The 16,126-nt window shown below is 57.7% G+C and carries 13 protein-coding genes and 2 pseudogenes; 4 read left to right on the top strand and 11 right to left on the bottom strand.

All coding sequences use genetic code 11. The features are described 5' to 3' along the window. Positions 1–186: 186 nt before the first annotated feature. From ABIB66_RS22370 to ABIB66_RS22355, 4 genes and pseudogenes are all read right to left on the bottom strand, one after another. A pseudogene (locus tag ABIB66_RS22370) lies at positions 187–530 on the bottom strand (methyltransferase domain-containing protein); the annotation flags it as partial. 1,169 nt (positions 531–1,699) lie between these two features. Further along, positions 1,700–1,912, bottom strand: a complete 213-nt coding sequence (locus ABIB66_RS22365) for a hypothetical protein (RefSeq protein WP_275173764.1) — start codon at positions 1,910–1,912, stop codon at positions 1,700–1,702. Between the two features lie 3,701 nt (positions 1,913–5,613). Then, the gene (locus ABIB66_RS22360; RefSeq protein WP_275173765.1) at positions 5,614–5,823 is read right to left on the bottom strand and encodes a hypothetical protein; all 210 of its coding nucleotides are present in this window, start codon (positions 5,821–5,823) and stop codon (positions 5,614–5,616) included. A gap of 214 nt (positions 5,824–6,037) precedes the next feature. Further along, positions 6,038–6,391 (bottom strand): annotated as a pseudogene (locus ABIB66_RS22355) (SOS response-associated peptidase); the annotation flags it as partial. Between the two features lie 612 nt (positions 6,392–7,003). Here ABIB66_RS22355 and ABIB66_RS22350 point away from each other — a divergent pair. The 3 genes from ABIB66_RS22350 to ABIB66_RS22340 all read left to right on the top strand — a co-directional run bounded on the left by ABIB66_RS22350 (position 7,004) and on the right by ABIB66_RS22340 (position 8,101). Then, positions 7,004–7,219, top strand: coding sequence for a hypothetical protein (locus ABIB66_RS22350; RefSeq protein WP_354255693.1), 216 nt, complete (start codon positions 7,004–7,006; stop codon positions 7,217–7,219). Then, positions 7,219–7,515, top strand: coding sequence for an NUDIX domain-containing protein (locus tag ABIB66_RS22345; RefSeq protein ID WP_354255690.1), 297 nt, complete (start codon positions 7,219–7,221; stop codon positions 7,513–7,515). Before ABIB66_RS22350 ends, ABIB66_RS22345 begins: the two co-directional genes overlap by 1 nt. Positions 7,516–7,639: 124 nt before the next feature. After that, on the top strand, positions 7,640–8,101 hold the full coding sequence (locus ABIB66_RS22340; RefSeq protein WP_275173769.1) for an arsenate-mycothiol transferase ArsC: 462 nt from the start codon (positions 7,640–7,642) through the stop codon (positions 8,099–8,101). 380 nt (positions 8,102–8,481) lie between these two features. Here the strand turns inward: ABIB66_RS22340 and ABIB66_RS22335 are convergent, their stop codons facing one another. Continuing rightward, complete coding sequence (locus tag ABIB66_RS22335; protein ID WP_275173770.1) at positions 8,482–8,640, bottom strand: hypothetical protein; 159 nt, start codon at positions 8,638–8,640, stop codon at positions 8,482–8,484. Between the two features lie 181 nt (positions 8,641–8,821). Here ABIB66_RS22335 and ABIB66_RS43620 point away from each other — a divergent pair, with 181 nt between their 5' ends. Further along, positions 8,822–9,352 carry a hypothetical protein gene (locus ABIB66_RS43620; RefSeq protein WP_502918334.1) on the top strand — a complete coding sequence of 177 codons (531 nt, stop codon included), beginning with the start codon at positions 8,822–8,824 and terminating at the stop codon, positions 9,350–9,352. A gap of 191 nt (positions 9,353–9,543) precedes the next feature. Here ABIB66_RS43620 and ABIB66_RS43615 read toward each other — a convergent pair whose 3' ends face one another. The 6 genes from ABIB66_RS43615 to ABIB66_RS22310 form a co-directional block, all read right to left on the bottom strand. After that, positions 9,544–9,831 (bottom strand): DUF7662 domain-containing protein, encoded by a 288-nt coding sequence (locus tag ABIB66_RS43615; RefSeq protein ID WP_473306187.1) that lies wholly within the window; start codon positions 9,829–9,831, stop codon positions 9,544–9,546. A 135-nt stretch (positions 9,832–9,966) separates the two neighbouring features. Beyond that, a complete protein-coding gene (locus ABIB66_RS22330; protein ID WP_354255686.1) occupies positions 9,967–10,263 on the bottom strand; it encodes a hypothetical protein in 297 nt (98 codons plus the stop codon). A gap of 483 nt (positions 10,264–10,746) precedes the next feature. Next, positions 10,747–11,343: a DsrE family protein gene (locus ABIB66_RS22325; RefSeq protein WP_354255683.1), complete on the bottom strand. Its 597-nt coding sequence runs from the start codon at positions 11,341–11,343 to the stop codon at positions 10,747–10,749. Between the two features lie 34 nt (positions 11,344–11,377). After that, positions 11,378–11,938: a hypothetical protein gene (locus tag ABIB66_RS22320; RefSeq protein WP_354255680.1), complete on the bottom strand. Its 561-nt coding sequence runs from the start codon at positions 11,936–11,938 to the stop codon at positions 11,378–11,380. Beyond that, the gene (locus tag ABIB66_RS22315) at positions 11,935–12,954 is read right to left on the bottom strand and encodes a TAXI family TRAP transporter solute-binding subunit (protein ID WP_354255677.1); all 1,020 of its coding nucleotides are present in this window, start codon (positions 12,952–12,954) and stop codon (positions 11,935–11,937) included. Before ABIB66_RS22315 ends, ABIB66_RS22320 begins: the two co-directional genes overlap by 4 nt. A gap of 125 nt (positions 12,955–13,079) precedes the next feature. Next, the gene (locus tag ABIB66_RS22310; protein WP_354255674.1) at positions 13,080–14,585 is read right to left on the bottom strand and encodes a coiled-coil domain-containing protein; all 1,506 of its coding nucleotides are present in this window, start codon (positions 14,583–14,585) and stop codon (positions 13,080–13,082) included. Between the last annotated feature and the right edge of the window lie 1,541 nt (positions 14,586–16,126).

Below are 16,126 nucleotides of genomic sequence, written 5' to 3'. Positions count from 1 at the left end.
CTACAGTCAGCATGAGCCAACGTGGCGATCTGCCGATTCACACAAGCTTCTGAAACAAAGACCGTCCGACGACGGCCTTTATTCCGACAAGTTGTTTCAGCCAGGCGATGCGTAGACCGTCTACTTGCCGTCGACGGGCCATCGCCCGGGATTTCGGCTGATTGGAGACTTAGCGCGATCAGCTGCCTAAGGCCGCGCTTTCAAGAATTTGTTGAAAGGGGTCTCCGTAGCTCGACGCACGCTGGAGAACCCGCCATTGTGGATGACTTCGCGCAATTTTGCTTCACCCGCCTGTGCACCAAGAGTTGCGCTAACTTCTTGAGATCGTGAAGTAGGCAGGCAGATCATGGTCGAGCCAGCGTAGTAGAGACGCCCGACCGGGTTCATATTCTGCTCCAGAGTATCGTCTGCCATCGTCTCAACAATCATCCAGGTCCCATCGATTTCAGCGATTGACGAATGTGAGCGGCGGCGCCGGCCGGGTCTCCCATGTCATGCAGACAATCGAAGCAGGTTACGAGATCGAAGTCTTAAGACGACTTGTGTCGGTGCTGTCGCCGTCATGGCGTATCAAGACCGATCGACTGCAGTAGGTTTCCGTCCACTCAGCGGGCGGGGCGGACGCTTTGGCAAGATGATCCCGCAACACGATGGAGTGGTCACAGGCGACCGTACTGCATCCTTGGCGCGCCGCTCTGCAATTTTGATTTTGGATCGAAGGTCTTCGAGTTCTGAGAACTTAGAAGCGATTTCGTTCAATCGCTGGGCAAATCGGAATTTGCGAAAAATCTGCAAATGCGCCTCCCATCACGCCATTCTGAAAAATTCACTAAGAGCGGCGAGGCGGATTAAAGCAAGTGATCTGTAAAGCTATCGGTCCTGCCACCGCTCGCGCTGCTATCAGTTCCGAAAATGGAACTGCAATTTGTCGCGCGCCATTGGGCCCCTCGATTTTAGCAACATGCGCAGAGCTTCAATGTGAAGCCTTCCCTTCGCATCGCTTGTAGAATCGCTCTACGCTGGCTCAGCCAAACCCTACGGGGAAAGCAGGGAACTACGAAAGGCACGTGGCAATTGCGAGAATGACGTCGGCGCCGAAGTCTCCCGAATACATGGAAACCAGAAATCCCGCGCCGAGAGCAGCTACAATCACTTTGAGCGTCATCATTTGACATCCCCTCTTAAGTCGCGAAAACAAACGTAGGCTCGGTCTGTTTCCGGGGTGCTTCGGGGCTTCAGCAAACGGTTTCGTTCACCGAGGTGTTATCAACCGGGGCCTAAGAGGATTCTCGGGTGACTATGCCCCGGGGGTGATCGAGCGTAGCCAAACGGAACGCAAAGAGGCCCCCGCCGAAGACAATCAGCGCGCTCCAAGCGCTGATGTTATTCGGGCGCCGATAATGCAAGGCCGACAAGCGACGACAACGAGGCGCCTGGGTACTTGGCGTCGTACGAAGGGCGCGCCTCGCAACTCTCAAAAATTGGGAAGACGCCACTAGCTTGCTAGCGAACGTGGTTATTCCAGTGCGGGTGGAAGAGCAAAGGAACAAGGCACGCGAAGCGAGAGTTTGTGATCGTTTGCATGCACGGGAAGCAAAGCCGAGCGTGCGCTCCAGACGGTGCACGCTGGCGGGCCGGCACCCGCTTTGATCACGTGTATCAAATTGGGTACACGCTCAGGCGGCGATTTTCGGCGCTTTCACCGCTCCAATTCCTTGATGGCGTCCTTTAGCAGTTCGAGAAGCCGAATTTCACATGCCCCCATGACAAACTGATCGGCGTCGTCAGGCACGACGATCTGCCCCTGCACGTGTCCATCGTGGGATTGGATGATGAAGTCTCGGGCCTTGCACGCTTCGTTGCGGACGTTCGTCATCGCCTCAAGCAAGCCCCATTCGATTTTGACAGCCATTGCTAACCCTCGCTCTTGGGGGCACGCGCGTGAGCTACCGCGAGTCATGGGAGTTGAGAAGCGGCAAAGCCGGCAGATCGATCGGCTCGCCCGGAGGTCGATCAACTCTGTTCGCTTTCTTCCGCTGACGAGGACACCGATATAGCCGGCACCCACCAGTAGGGCCCCTGCGATCATCAGCTAGTGGGGGAATGAAGGACATGATCCTGCCCTTGAATACAGGCGCTATGACGAAACCTATCAACCATTTCGTGATTGTACAAATCAAATATGTTATTTATTTAATTGGTATATTGAAATGTTTATTGTGAAATATTAAATGCGCGGGGTGCACTTCAGCAAAGGACCTTCCGACCAGCACCCCTATGATCGCGGGCTGGGTGCGCCCCCTGCGCCGCGTCCTCCGCCAAGTCGGCCGATCGACGCCGGGCCCGAGGCCGCGAACGACAACACGGGCGCCTGGCCTCTGCTATCGTTTCCTGATGGCTGGTACGCCACCTGCTGAGTTGGACGCAGCGTCTGCCTCTATGCTCGGCAACCGGCAAAGCGGGCACCTGGCCGGACCGGGCTGAGCCTGCTCGGCGTGGCCCGCATGTCTTCGAGGCATTGCTGAACCACCTGCCCCGCCAAGTTGGTGCGCGCACCTACGACACCAACGCCTACTTCAAGGCAGCTCAACCGAACCAGCGAAGGTTAAACAGCGTCCCATTGGAGGGGTCCTAAGGCGCGCGATTGCAACCCAAGATTCCTAGCAGTCGTCGTCCCAGCATGACATAATGATTCTTATTTGCGTTTCGGAGGGAAAGCCCGATGCGCTTGGCATTGCCTTATCTCGGAATTTGTCTCTGCGCGTCACTCGCGGCGTGGTTCTCCTTCACGCTGATCTATTGACCGAGCAGACCATCGCCAGTTGATAGCAGCCCCATGTAGGTACCGCTCTCGTGCAGTTCCAGCCAGCCCGACGGCGCACCTGATGCCGGCGGGTGGCCTGACTTGCCCGCGACTGTCATGCCAGTTCGGGACGATATGCATAGATCCTGCAGCGCTGCATGCCGGGCAGACCAGGCGCACGCCGACGCGCGACCACGGCTGATCCTGAGGGAGCGTATCGAACCGCACGTCCACCCTGCGATCGCAGCGGCCGTTCAGGCATCGGATGTTGCAAGTCATATGGCCGTCGGCGAGCCATTCCGCAGGGCTGTGGGGCGGAGAATGGCCCGCCCATTTCGTGTATCGGCGAGTGCCGTGCCGCCATCCGAGCGGCGTTCCAAGTAGCGCGCAAATTATCGATTCCTAGTAGCCCGGACCGCGCTCAAGCTACCGCTTGTCGTAAGTTGGGAAAAGTTGCTTGAAGCTCTGACGGTTTACGCTGGCAGGTGCTCGCCTGAGCCGGCAAACAAAATAAGGCCAGCGCCGGGCAAACGATACTTTGGCCCGGCGGCGATGGGTTCGATCCAGCCCCGAGAGGAATCAACAGAATCCAGGATACTGATACTAGGACAGAAGCGCGCGAAGTTTCAGTGCACCTCTCCCTTCATTGCAATTCGAGGTCCGCCGGTTCACGCTGGCGGGCCCTGTGCTACACCACGAGGGTGCCGCGCCGATCGTGCGAACGTTGCGTCATCGACCGCAGGGCTACACCAGAGCGGCTCCTGCGACAAAAGGCCCGGCTGCTGGCGGGCCTGACATGCTGCGCTTCCTGCAATTGCGGCCCGCCGATGCGGGTGAACCTCTCACTCGGGAAGAATTGGCATTGCGAGGCGGCTTGCCGCTGCTGAAATCCGGTCTCACCTCAGAACTCGGTTGTAGCATCCGTCGCAAACGAAGCGCGGCTCGATATCCGACAAGCGAACATCGTCTGGCCAGCGATCGGCGCTGAGAGCAACGTTATGACGCCACGCAGGCTCATCTCGCGCATCTGGCCGAAGGTGATATTGATCGGCCGGCCGTCGGCGTGTGGCGGCGGACGGAGCGGGACATGCCGCTATCAAAGCGGCATCCTAGTTACTCGCAAATTATCGAATCTTAGTTGGTCGAGGCGCCCCCGCTAGCTACTGCGCGTTGTGGGTTGGAAATGGGCACGTGTGAACTAGCTCACAGGCGACGAGCGCGCGGGCTGCTACAAAGGCGTCATTGCTTGACCAATTCATTTGAGAACACCCCAGTGCTCCCTCCAAGGCACTGGGGTTTTTCATTGGATCAGGCATAAAGCCGACCGCCACCGATCCGCACCCGCACGGGACTGACCACCTATTGATCGTCAGGGCCTGCGGGAGTCTGATCGGCCGCATGGGGCAGCATCAGCACGATATAGACGAACTCGCGCGCATGGAGCGCATCTGCCTGGCGTTGGCGGAGCAGACAAGGGTGTCGGGCGAGGGCCGGTGCACTGCGCGAATTGGCTGAAAAGTGCGTCCTCAAGGTTGCGAAGAGGACCGTGATCAGGATCGTAGATTGCTCCCGGCGCAGGCGGAAAAGACGAGCCATTCGGGCGGTTGACAGGACACCCCTTCCGCCCCACTGGTTGGTCCACGCAAAACGTAGGACGGATCTCGCACGGCACGCAAAGTCCAAGCCGCTGGCGGTCGAAGCGGCGGCAGCTCCACGATTTGAACGTACGGTGGGGCAGGGGAGTGGACGAACGTTTCTTTGGTTGGCTCCAATCGGACGGCGATTGCTGAAGCTAGCTCAAACTTGCCCATGATGGACTGGACCGAGAGTTCAAATTTTCCAATTGGTAGAGGGCGGCGTGTGCACGACGTGTGCACCGAGAGATCAAGAAAAATCTAACAACGGCAAGCTTGAGCGGTTGCTCCGAAGCGCGTCGTAAAGGGGGACGCGAGGGGATGTGGTCGAATCGACGTGAAAAGCCGCGTACTGCAATCCAAAAGCTACACTCGCTCATGGGAAACGGAGAATGGACAAGCTCTTCGTATTGATGTCGGAAAGGGGCTCGCTTGGTTCGGTACAAGAACAAAGTATCGAAATGTCGGGGATTCGAGTCCCTCTCCCGCTACCACGTATCCCCCACTATTGCGGTGGGCCTCAGAAAGACCTCCCCGCCTTTTAGTGTGGCGAGCTTGCCTTTCACTTCGACCTCGAAGCCTCTCCAAGCCCCCTTTGGAGGGACGGTGACGCTGTGAGGTTCACTACCTTCAGGGCAGTCGAGCTGCACAGTCTCCACGCTCGTTCGCTAACGCAGGTTAAATCGGGTTCCGGTCACTCCTCGGGGGTCTGCTGCCCCGCGTCTGGCCGTCGCTGCGATTGAGTGCTCGGCGGCGATTGCAATGCAGGTACAGCCGAGGCGCGTCGCTCCGCCTCTTGGACTCTATGCCGGAGATCTTCCAGATCTGACAGTTGGGAAAAGAGGTCGTTCAACCGTTGGACAAGAAGGATCGAGCGATAACCTTGCATCAACGCCCTCCTGAGGCCTGCAGTTATCCCGACAGCAAAAGGACCCCAGCTCCAGGGCGGTGAAGCTGGGGCTGTTAAGCTGCCTTGGCGAAGGCAGCCGCCCCTTTGGGGGAGGGGCACGGGAAAACTTGGCAATCGGCAAGTCGTTCCTAGCCAAAAAAATGAGCCCCAGCTCCGGTTCAATGGGAAGAGCTGGGGCCCGGCTGGATTGAATTACCCACTTGGGGATGGCATTGGAAAAAATTGGTAATCGACGAGCCGTTCCAACTGCCACGCCGTCAAAAATGTTAGCGGCCTCTGTCGTCCTTGCCGTTGGGGCTGCCATCGCCGCCGCCGTTACCCCAGCCATTGTTGCCGTGGACCGCGCTCGCACCCGATTTAGCAATCGCATCGGACGTGAGGGAAGTGGAGAGCAGTAGCGTCATGGATGGAGGTGTCACGGCAGCGAACTTTCCGCAGGTCTTCAGAAATTCGCGGCGGTCGTCCTGGTCAGGCATGGGTTCTCTCCGGGGCTGGCAGAAGATTAAATACCTTAAATTCAATTAAATCAATATCCTATGTTAATAGGCTCGTCACGAAGTACGACCATAAGATTCGGCACCAGGTGTTCGCTCTTCGCTACTCCCATCATGGAGCCGAGCCCATCAGCCCCGCCGCGAGGTAAAAGGATATATCTAGCCGCGCCTGGCGAGTAGCCAGTCGCGCTGTTTCCTCCGCGTTCGGCTCCGTGGAAAGTAACACATAGAGCTCGTTCGTGGTCTCGCCTCCCACCCTTGACCTCCCTGCCCGACGTCCAATTGGTCCAGATGTCGGCAAAGCACAGGGAGGGGCGGGTCTCGTCTCCGGCTACGGCGTTGTTGAACTCGCTGAACGACCTGAACGGCACCACACATCGGTGCTCCGGAGCCGGCCATCGCGTCCAAAGTTTGCTTTTCACGTTGCCCATGTTGGTGATCCAGAATCCGGCTCCATCCAGAGCAATTCCTTGATGTCGACCGCTTGCCCGTGGCCTCCAGCTTCCGCGGCTCGCTTCATGGTCGCCTCCACGAGCTCGTGCGCCGAGGAGTGGTCAATCGATAGGCAGTCTCGACCGATCGAAAGCGCGACTGGAAAACTATAAATTAGATTGAATTTCCAAATTGAATTGGTTTAATATAGAAAATTAAATCGAGGTCGTATTTTCGAGGTTTTGAGATCATGCCTCATTCTCCGTCCATCGTGCCCCATCCATATTCACGTGATGTCTATCTTGTGCTTGAGGATTTCGGAGGTGGGCTCGGACGTGCCTGGAGCGAAACCTCCGAAGACGACGTTGGTCGAGCGACGCTGATGCGCCAAATAATGGAAGGCCAATACAAGCATCCTGCTCGGATCGTAGTCTTCAACACGGTAGAGGGCTGGTCCCGTGATGTAACTGTAGAGATTGCAGATGAACTGCGCCGCTGTTTTGTCGAGTTCGATGACATTGCCCCAGCCGCGTTGGAATTCATCGAGAGAGTTGGAAGGAGTTGATTGTGGTGGCCGCCCGTACCTTAGTTTGCGCTAATCTCACCAGCTTATCAGACATGAGGATGCTGCGGTAGCACGAACGAACAAGCTACCTCGGCGAGGCGTGAGACGAGCCTGGTGGGGTATAAGGCCAGCCCGTTATTATGTTTGATTGTGTTTGGAGCTGCCATGTCGGTGGGTTGGGATCGCGCTGTTGAATGGGACGGAAAGGTCCTCACGGGTTGGGTGGTCGTAAATGGCGTGGCCACCAAAGTGACTGCGGACCGAGCGACGATCCATGCCCGTGCTGCAGGGTTTAGCGATGCGCTTAGCTGGGAGATTAAGCGCTTTCGGACGGAAATCTTTGAAAAGCTGATGCCGTTCTTCGTTCGTCAGAACAGTTGATGGCAAGCTATGACCTTGCGTGTTCGGGTTTTTCCGCAGTGATGTACAACGTCGGACGCCTTCCTCATCTGCGAGATGACAAGCGTGGTACAGCGCAGCCAGGAAAGAGTTCATTTTTCGGTGGCCGAAGGGAACAGGGCGACACGCCCCTCCAATCCGTCGCTCGCAAAATCGCAGAAGAAATCGGCATAACGATCCCGCCAGAACATTTCCAGTATTTAGTGCGGTTGACATACCTCACTCGGAGAATATCGCAGTGTTTGAAAAGGCGTGTATTTCCTTTGCGCGCGGCATAAACGGATCCGCGCCGGATATCGCGGAAAGTGAGCCGTTGATCGTTGAGGCCGAGGAGGTGGGCGGCATTCGAGACAACTCACGTCTCTTGCGGCCGTCGTGCTCCACCGTTTCCTGGCCTCCCGAATGACTGATGGCTGCAAGCGGGTTCTTTTTCTTTGTACAGGCAACTATTACCGCAGCCGGTTTGCGGAGGAACTATTCAATCACCTTGCTGAACAAGAGGAATTGCCTTGGCGAGCATTCTCCAGAGGCGCAGCCGAAAGGGGGGCGCCGGAGAACACGGGATCCATCTCCCGCTTTGCGCTCGAGGCGTTGCAAGCACTGGGAATTAGCCCGAGCAGGGCCGATGAACTTCCGCAGCCGTGCACCTTAGCTGACTGCCGGCAAGCAGATATCGTCATAGGATTGAAAGAGGCGGAGCATCGATCGATGGTCGAACGCCGCTTTCCGGCCGTCGCGGATCGGGTCCTATATTGGCAAGTGGACGATCTCGACGTCGCCGAGCCCGGCGATGCCCTGCCACACCTGGAGCTAATGGTCGCGAACCTGATCGCTATGTTGCGAACGGACGACCCGCGGTCCTAAAGGCCTGCTGGCGAGCCCGAGGCAGGAACGGTAGGAGGCGCGGGGCAGCCTCCGCTCGATGGCGAGTCGTCAAGGTCCACGTTCATAGTCGCCAGGATGTAGCCGAAGGGTGACGCAAGGCATTCAGTTCCTCGACCTCGCTCTCCATCCGTGTTCCCCATGCGGAATCGTTGCGGTGATCTCGACGTCGTTGCCCGCCGACACGCGCCAGGCTGCCACCCCGAAGCACAAGGTCAGGGTCAGGGCGAGGGCAAGCAGAAGCATAGAGACGAAATGGCTCACGCGCGTGTACCCGCAAATCTGAAACCAGTTGAGAGCGTGCACAGAGGCCCGATTCGGAAAATGCAGACGATCTGACGCATCGGCCGTTTTCCCCATCCTTACACGGGGCCAAAAGCGCTCACGATCCCGATCGTGATCGGCACGAGCGCGACCACCACCCACAAAGCGGGCGAGTTGGAGGACAGGCCAACGACCAGTATCAAAACACCGATACCCACGAGGGCCGCTGAGATTGCGTAGGCGACTGCCTTTTCCATCTGTCGATCCACGACAACAAGGGATCGGTCGCACCAGCAGGACTCGAGGCAAATCGAAACGTTCCTTTCTCGATTTAATTCGGTTTCAAATTCTATTTAATTCTGTTTTTGCGACTTAATTTCGCCAAATTAAAAGGCGCTTTCTGCGCACTGGGGCAGGGCTACTAACCCGGAGTCCTGCATGTTCAATCGAGTAGTCGTAGCTTTAGTGCTCGTTTTTGCGACATCCATTTCTTCTGAAGCGCGCCCCTTGCGCGCCGCTTCGCCACCAGAATGCAACGTGATTATGCCGTGCGACTTTTCATCTTCGCTGGTGCAGGCGCAGAGATACACGAGACCGGCACCGGGCCTGCAGCGAAGTGCCGTTGCTAGCCTACGGATGTCTGTGGCCAGCTCAGGGGCCTTAACTAGTGAGATCGTCAGCGGTCGTCCGGCCGGTTGCCCTCGCTCGTTCTGCGGATGTGGTGCGGCGATACGAGTGTTTGGTCGGGTAGTACCGGAACTGAACCTCGCAGCCAATTGGCTGCGCTTTCCCCGCACCTCGCCAGCACCGGGAATGGTTGCCGCGCGACGTGGACACGTCTTCGTCCTTGAACAGCACATCGCCGGTGACATCTGGAAGGCGTACGATGCCAACTCAGGTGGGCACGCAACGCGAATTCACCCGCGCTCCCTGCGAGGGTACACCATCGTCAACCCTCATGCGGCCTAGGGCCATCGCGCAGCGTTCCCATTAGATTTTTCTCGCCACGTTCCGGAGCATTCGGCTCGCGGCTTCCGCCCAAAAAAAGGGCCGCAGCGGTTTTCGCTGCGGCCCTGAAGTGGCAACTTGATTCTGCGCCGGCTTGTTCTCGCAGTTTGTCCCGAACACCGAGGTTGATAGGTCCGCCATCATGGAAAGCTTCAATGCAGCCAAGGCGTTCCATGACGATCATTGGTGTTCACTTCAGAACGATAGAATTCGACGATGCGGTGCTTCATTGAGACCCGGACACGATAACCAGCGGATATCCACGCTCTCGCTTGAGGACCTGCTCTCTTCAGTGTGCTCCACCACGCAGTGAAGGTGTAGGCCGATCTCGGCAGAGGCTTCCCCAAGATCGCTTCAATTTCTGAAAAGGTCAGGCGGAGACTTTGACCGTTCTCCGTTCGGAGCCTTTCATGCAATGGCTGGTAAATCGACCTCGGCATGCGAGCACTATGTCGACAAAATGGGCCGGCTGCCCGGCATTAGAATAGCAGTCTGGTGCATATAGAGCGCGGAGGCAAAAGGCATTATCATTCTGGTCTGCAAGACCTCGCGGAGCCTGACGCAGCGATGTCTCTTCAGTGTTCCCTTAGCTCTAGGTCTCTCAGCAGCACGTGGAGAAAGTCGCTGGCGTGGTCATAGCGTTTACGACCATTCACGATCTTGCGGGTGCGCGGCTCCAGTGTGTTGGCGATGGCTTCCGCGCCGGGTAGATCAGCCTGGTGCGACCACTGCTGTAGCAGCCGATCCGGAATGTCTTGAGCGGATCCAAACAGCTTCAACACACAATATTCGCCATCGTGCTTGCGATCAGCTTTCACAGAAAAAGCGAATAACCCTCGAAAGGTATTACGGGAAACGGCAGGTTTTGCCATTAACATCCCCCAACGTAAAATCGACTCGCTTTAAGTCTAGAAATCTGACGCGTTAACAAAATAAAATCCAGTGGAATTTAATCGCTTGCGTTCGAAAAAGAGGTCATCAGAACTGACGTAAATCGAAGCACCGTGTGTCACAGCTCGCGCCGTCCTGCGTCTCCCGATACCCTACGCTGCTACGGGACAGTCGACCTTAGCAGGCGGCCGGTAGGACGGGCCGGCCAAGGGCTGCCCCGCAAATTGCTACCAGACCTCGCAAGTGACTGAGACGAACCGATGTTCGCTCAACCCTCTCCCGAAGTCGCTCTCGTGCGCATGATCAGACAGTCGGTCTGGCGCTGCCCGGTGAATAGCGCGCGATAGATCTGTCCCCGATCGAGGCCAGTTCAATTTGCATCGGCTGCGGCGACCCACTCGATCGGAGTGGCGCGACCGCAGGCCGGCACCTAGCCGCTCGATAGGCATTGTCTGGTCGCCATTTTATGGTTTGACGTAGGTCCATCCCTGCTCCTGCAACTGCATCACCCTAACGACGCCCGACCTCACCACTTGGGCTTGGGCAACGATCGGAATGTCTTTGTTTTCGGCCTTTTGCATTTTCTCTTGCGTGTTTCCACAGGCTTTGAATGATACTTCCGGCGTGCTCAGAGCCATTTCCTCAATTCGCGCTTTCACCGGCGACGTGTCATCGCGGAGCATATGGAGGCCGGGGCCGAAGGTAATCACCTCAACTTTCACTCCTTCACCAACCTCCTTGTAGTATTGCGCGACGTTGAGTGCGTTGTTCAATGCAAGATTCATTGACGCGGAGTCGCTTGTGTTGACCTGAAGGATTAAGCGGTGCTCTTTCTTGGCAACAGACGATGGCGCGATGCGCGCCAGCTCAAATTGTTTTGGCGTCGCGGCCCGCGCCGATGAATTCGCGTGCGTTCTTGCCACGCCATGTGTTGAGGCTGCAGGCAAACTAGGCTGTGCCGGGAGCAGGCGAGTCTCCTGTGCCGCGGAACAAGACAGCCCGACCAGGAGCGAGATGATTGTCGCGATCATCGCTGTGATAATCTTCGGAAATTTGGGCATTATGTTGTTTCTCCAAGCAAGCTGAGGTTCATGATCAATTGTTGGGCTTCGCGATCGCGCGTGGCCATTTGCATGTTGCCGCCAATTTTGCACGCACGCTCTCGATACCATCGAGAGCGAACACTGCACCGGCGCCGGTCCCCGTTCGGCGTGACACATGCACGGAAAGTGCGCTGTGGCCGGGGATCGATTGCAACAGGCGAACGACATCGCTTTCAAGCGCGACACCGCGCGCTGACGTGATTGTCGAGACCTGAAAAGGTGGATCATCATTGATGCGCAGGGAAAGGGTGTAATCCTGGCGGCGGCCCGAAAGGCCGGCTCCAGCAAGCAACACTTCGGTCAGGCCGCCGCGACAGCGTATTGACAGGCTCATTGCTGCGTCGGAACTGCCCCCTTGAGATGGTAGTGTAGCCTTGATGATCGATGAATAATCAACTGGCGAGGTGGTCTCGCTGACGATCCACGCCCCGGCTCCATTTGCGGACCGATCAGAGACGCGAACCGGCGCCATAGGGTCTTCGGCGCCTCGGGGCCGAGCGAGGTCATTTGCGATCGCGAGCGTCACGACGAGAGCGATCAGGGTGAACGTCATTGTGTCGCCTGGCTCGAACGCGGCAGACGATCGAGCCAGGCCTGCGCCGCGGGAAAACGCGTCAGGCCAGGGACCGTCGCCGCCAAGTTGATCGACTTCCATTTCGGATCGAAACCGGGCTCCTGCAGCTTGTTGATCCGCGAGAACAGGCGGTCGACAAAGCGCGCCACACGATGAAAGCGATTGGATTTGGTCGGCCAATTGAAAGCGACCAGCACGGTCGGAACGGCAATAGTTGTCACGCGTTCCCCCTGCCTGATCAAGTTCGGGTAATCTGCTGCGTCCAGCCAAGATGGCAGATAATAATCTTCAAACTTGCTCTCGTAGGGGACCGGCAAGAACTTGAAGCCGGCATCCCAGCGACCACGTGTGAATGCATCCACCGGCTTTGATGTTATGAAAACGACGGCGGCTAGCTCACCCCTGCGCATTTGTTCCATCGCAACCTGATGTGGGATGAATGCCTTATCGACCTCGATCCCCAGCCGGCTGAAGATCAGCGGTCCCGAATAAGCTGCGGCGGTACCTTGGGTGTTGAAATTGACCTTCTTTCCGACTAGATCACTCAAGTTCTGAATTTCGGGCCTGACGAATACGTGCAGTTCAGATGGAAACAGGTTGAGCACATAGGTGATCCGTCGCTGGATGTCCGGCACTTGGCTCTTGTACTCGTCAAGTGCGTCGGAATTGATGATTGCTGCATCAATGCCCCGCAAATACAGCAGCGAATTGACGTTTTCGGTTGCGCCACGGGTCACGATGGGCAACACGTGGAGGTCCGTTCCATCATCGGCCACTCGCGCCATTTCCGCGGCAAGCCGAATGGGAGCTCCTTCCAGCAGACCTCCGGCAATTCCAACAGTCCAATCGTTCATGGCCGCAATTTCCGCCCTTGCATGATCCGCACGCGCCCGCGGAGTCTGCTGGGCCATTGCTAGGCAACAGCCCATGATCAGAAGCGGAGCGGCTATCACGATGAGGAGAAACCAAGAGCGTATTCCAACCAGCTGCTTCATCGACTCCGGCTCCCCTAGGAACGTCTATTCTGTTTTGTCCGCTGCGCTCTTCACTTCGACACGTAAGTTTAAGTTCGATCTGACTAGTTGATACAGCGCACGACCATTTGTCTGCACCGATGCTGCTAACGACCAAGTGCGTCGAACCGCTCCCTTGCTTCCTTGACCCCTCCGGCTGCTGCTCTGGCGTAAAGCTCTCGCGCCTTGGACGTGTCGCCGCGCGTTCCGCTCGCGCCCCATTTTGCAAGCAGGCTCGGATCATACGTTTCGGCGAGCGCGAAACTTGCCGGTGCGCTCCCTAATTCAGCAGCACGCTCCAGGACAACTCGTGCCGCGCCAATGTCGCCTTGTCGAAGCAATCCGGTTGCGCGAGCGATCAATCGCACGAGCTCGGCGGCGTTTTCGTTCCCGAGAACCGGGGATGGCGCCTTTGGCTCAGCTGGTATCATCACGAGTTCTCGCGGAGTTTGCTCGGGCGCGGGCTGCGGCGACCCCGGCAGCAGTGTCCTGAGCAGCTCCCCTGTCGGCGAAGTGTTGGCTCCGCCTTCATCCGCCGCCCCCTCGGGTAGCCGCGGTCCGACATTCGGGCGTGCTGCGGCAAGTTCTTGCTCACCTCCGCTAGGTCGATCGCTTTCTCGCTGAAGCTGCTCTTTCAACTGTTCGGCTCGATCATCGTCTGCTGCGGCTTGCGCTTCATACGCGAAGAGCCTGGAACGCGCCCACGAGAGCTCTTGCGCCTGTGCATCTGCTTTTTCCTGCTCTTCCTTCAATGCGAGCTTCAGTTTAGCCGAGGTATCCTCGGTCGCTCGCTTGGTCTGCGCCGCTTCTTCTGTCGCCTTTGCGATCTGCCAGGCACGGCTGTCGAGCTCGATTCGCATCGTCGCGAGCGTCTCCTCCAGCTGTTTGGTGCGATCGTGCTCCTGTCTGAGGCTTGCCTGTGCCTCGGCCAATGCTCTCTCCGCAACCTCTTTCGCATTGATTGCCGCGACTTGCCTGGCTAGCTCTGCCGACTGGGTCTCCAGGCCATGGTGGGCGGCTGACAGATCCCGCTCCAACTTGTTTGCCCGATCTCGCTCCCGCTCGGCAGTGTGTTGCAGCTGTCGCGGGTCACTCTGTGCCGGGTGTTTGAGTTCGCAACCCTCGGTGCCAATTTCGCTACTTAGCCGCGCCTGCAATTCGAGATCGTGACGCGTAGTGGCAAGTTCCCGCTCCAGACGCTGCGTGCGCGAGCGCTCCTCCCGGAGCGATTTGTGCAGTTTCTCGGTTTCATTCTCGGCGGCTTCCGCGATGCTGTTCCATTGCTCGCGTGCATGTTGCAACAGTCCCAGCACGGCATCCTGCTCTTGTCTGCACGTTCGAAGGTCACCGGCAAGGGCCTGTACCCTTTCCTGTTCCGAGGTCTGCGTTTGCCATGACCCCCCGGTGTTGCTGAGCGTGGCTTGTGCGAGCTTCAGAATCTTCGTGTCGGCGGATTGTTTCAGCTGCGCCGGACGCCGCTCCCCAGTCGCGCCGCGTAGGTGCGTCGTCATGGTATGGGTGTCGATCGCCGGCCGGTTTGGTTGCCGCGCGAGAACGGGTGTCGTCAATACCGACAATATCGTCAGGATAGTCGATGCAACCCACACCGACATTGTTGCGCACCTGCGCACATAGCTAAGAACGTCATCCGGAGCAAACCAGACCTCTCCGCGCCGCAGGGGCGATCTAAGGCCCGATCCTACCTGCATCGGCGCTTGCGCTCCCATCCGCGGCATTAATGGGCGGCCCGTTTTATAACGGCAATTCGGATATAAGCAAAAATAAACCATATAATCAGTTTAATCAACGTTTTATATGTCAACCTAATTTTTACAGACGCGACTCGTGACTTTCGCCCCAGAAGGAGATGGTCCAATGATCCACCGAATCCGTTCGCTCATTGCTGCGATTATCACCAGCGTTGTTATGCTGGCCCTGCCCGAAAGAGGCGGCGCAATGGCGGGCTCCGCAGGATCCGGCACTGGGACAGGCACGAGCAGCGCCAGTACTCGCGGCTCAGCGCCGTCCGGCATGGGCACAAATGCGAGCAGCGCCAACCTTGGTCGCTCGGCGCCTCCAGGAATGGGGACGCAAGACGTCGGCACTGGTGCAAACCTGAACCGCAACATCCAAACCAACAGCCCGGACGTTCAACCCGCCACGTCAAGGTCGCGCGCTGCAGCGCAGGCCAAAAGAAATGCCGGCGCTGGCCACGCTCCAAATGGTCTGCCGATCGGAGCTATTGGCACCGGCACAAGCAACGAGGAGCAAATGGTCGTTGGACCGTCACTTAGCCCAAACAGACCGGCAGCGAGGGTCGATGGAAACACCGCTGGAACATTTGGGAGGGGCTCCAGCCTTTCGGACCAGGTGAGCGGGCCACGCGCCGCACCAGCTGGAGAAAAAGTGCTGGACGCCCAAGCGGTAATCCAACGGCGAACGACAGTTTCGCATAAGCGCATTCCCGGCCCAGAAAATGGAACCCGGTAGTCCGAGCGGCCGGGCGGCGAGCGCGCTCCGGCATCAACCTGCTCAGGTCTCCGCGCCGCCGGGCCGCTCGTTCGAAATGAGCGTGTGACCGGTCGATCTGGACTGGGAGCCGCCGGCAGAGTCTGGTTCTCCACGAGACGCCCTGAAGAGGACTTGCCTGGCTTCCGGCCGAGGGCTTGGGCGAGGGCATTCACGCGGTGATGCGCGCGCTCGATTCGGCGGCATTCGGATCATCTCGGATCGGTGGAGGCGGGGAGCCAGCCGTGCATTGTTCGAAATGCTCGCGAAGGACGCCATTAGCCAAGTGCTCCCAGAATTCGGCCTCCGCGAGAAGCTTCCAGCTTCGATCAGGATAATGCGCGGAAGTCTGTCGGCACAGCGACGCCATCGCGCGCAAGCGGCGTACGGTCTCCATCCACTCCTCCCAATTCTTTTCCTCCACCTTATTTTCTGTTTTGTGTCGGATTAATTATGATTATATCGAAGAACTAAATTCGCCTCCATGGCGTTACTGCCGATGCGATTTCCACTTTCACTTTGCTTTCAAATCGTCTTTCAGATGAAGCGCGGCTTCATAAAACTAATATACAGATAAGAGCCCCACGGGCAGCCAATCGACTGGCTTGGAGCTATGTCAGGAGGTGATTGGGGGATTCAGCGGCGA

It is taken from the genome of Bradyrhizobium sp. F1.13.3 (assembly GCF_040548265.1).
Classification (GTDB): Bacteria; Pseudomonadota; Alphaproteobacteria; order Rhizobiales; family Xanthobacteraceae; genus Bradyrhizobium.
This window is presented reverse-complemented; position numbering and strand designations above follow the sequence as displayed.

What these genes read in the sequence shown, in the direction of transcription:
- ABIB66_RS22365 (WP_275173764.1), bottom strand. Translation starts at nt 1,912, where the DNA reads ATGGCTGTCAAAATCGAATGGGGCTTGCTTGAGGCGATGACGAACGTC.
- ABIB66_RS22360 (WP_275173765.1), bottom strand. Translation starts at nt 5,823, where the DNA reads ATGCCTGACCAGGACGACCGCCGCGAATTTCTGAAGACCTGCGGAAAG.
- ABIB66_RS22350 (WP_354255693.1), top strand. Translation starts at nt 7,004, where the DNA reads ATGTCGGTGGGTTGGGATCGCGCTGTTGAATGGGACGGAAAGGTCCTC.
- ABIB66_RS22345 (WP_354255690.1), top strand. Translation starts at nt 7,219, where the DNA reads ATGGCAAGCTATGACCTTGCGTGTTCGGGTTTTTCCGCAGTGATGTAC.
- ABIB66_RS22340 (WP_275173769.1), top strand. Translation starts at nt 7,640, where the DNA reads ATGACTGATGGCTGCAAGCGGGTTCTTTTTCTTTGTACAGGCAACTAT.
- ABIB66_RS22335 (WP_275173770.1), bottom strand. Translation starts at nt 8,640, where the DNA reads ATGGAAAAGGCAGTCGCCTACGCAATCTCAGCGGCCCTCGTGGGTATC.
- ABIB66_RS43620 (WP_502918334.1), top strand. Translation starts at nt 8,822, where the DNA reads ATGTTCAATCGAGTAGTCGTAGCTTTAGTGCTCGTTTTTGCGACATCC.
- ABIB66_RS43615 (WP_473306187.1), bottom strand. Translation starts at nt 9,831, where the DNA reads ATGCCGAGGTCGATTTACCAGCCATTGCATGAAAGGCTCCGAACGGAG.
- ABIB66_RS22330 (WP_354255686.1), bottom strand. Translation starts at nt 10,263, where the DNA reads ATGGCAAAACCTGCCGTTTCCCGTAATACCTTTCGAGGGTTATTCGCT.
- ABIB66_RS22325 (WP_354255683.1), bottom strand. Translation starts at nt 11,343, where the DNA reads ATGCCCAAATTTCCGAAGATTATCACAGCGATGATCGCGACAATCATC.
- ABIB66_RS22320 (WP_354255680.1), bottom strand. Translation starts at nt 11,938, where the DNA reads ATGACGTTCACCCTGATCGCTCTCGTCGTGACGCTCGCGATCGCAAAT.
- ABIB66_RS22315 (WP_354255677.1), bottom strand. Translation starts at nt 12,954, where the DNA reads ATGAAGCAGCTGGTTGGAATACGCTCTTGGTTTCTCCTCATCGTGATA.
- ABIB66_RS22310 (WP_354255674.1), bottom strand. Translation starts at nt 14,585, where the DNA reads ATGTCGGTGTGGGTTGCATCGACTATCCTGACGATATTGTCGGTATTG.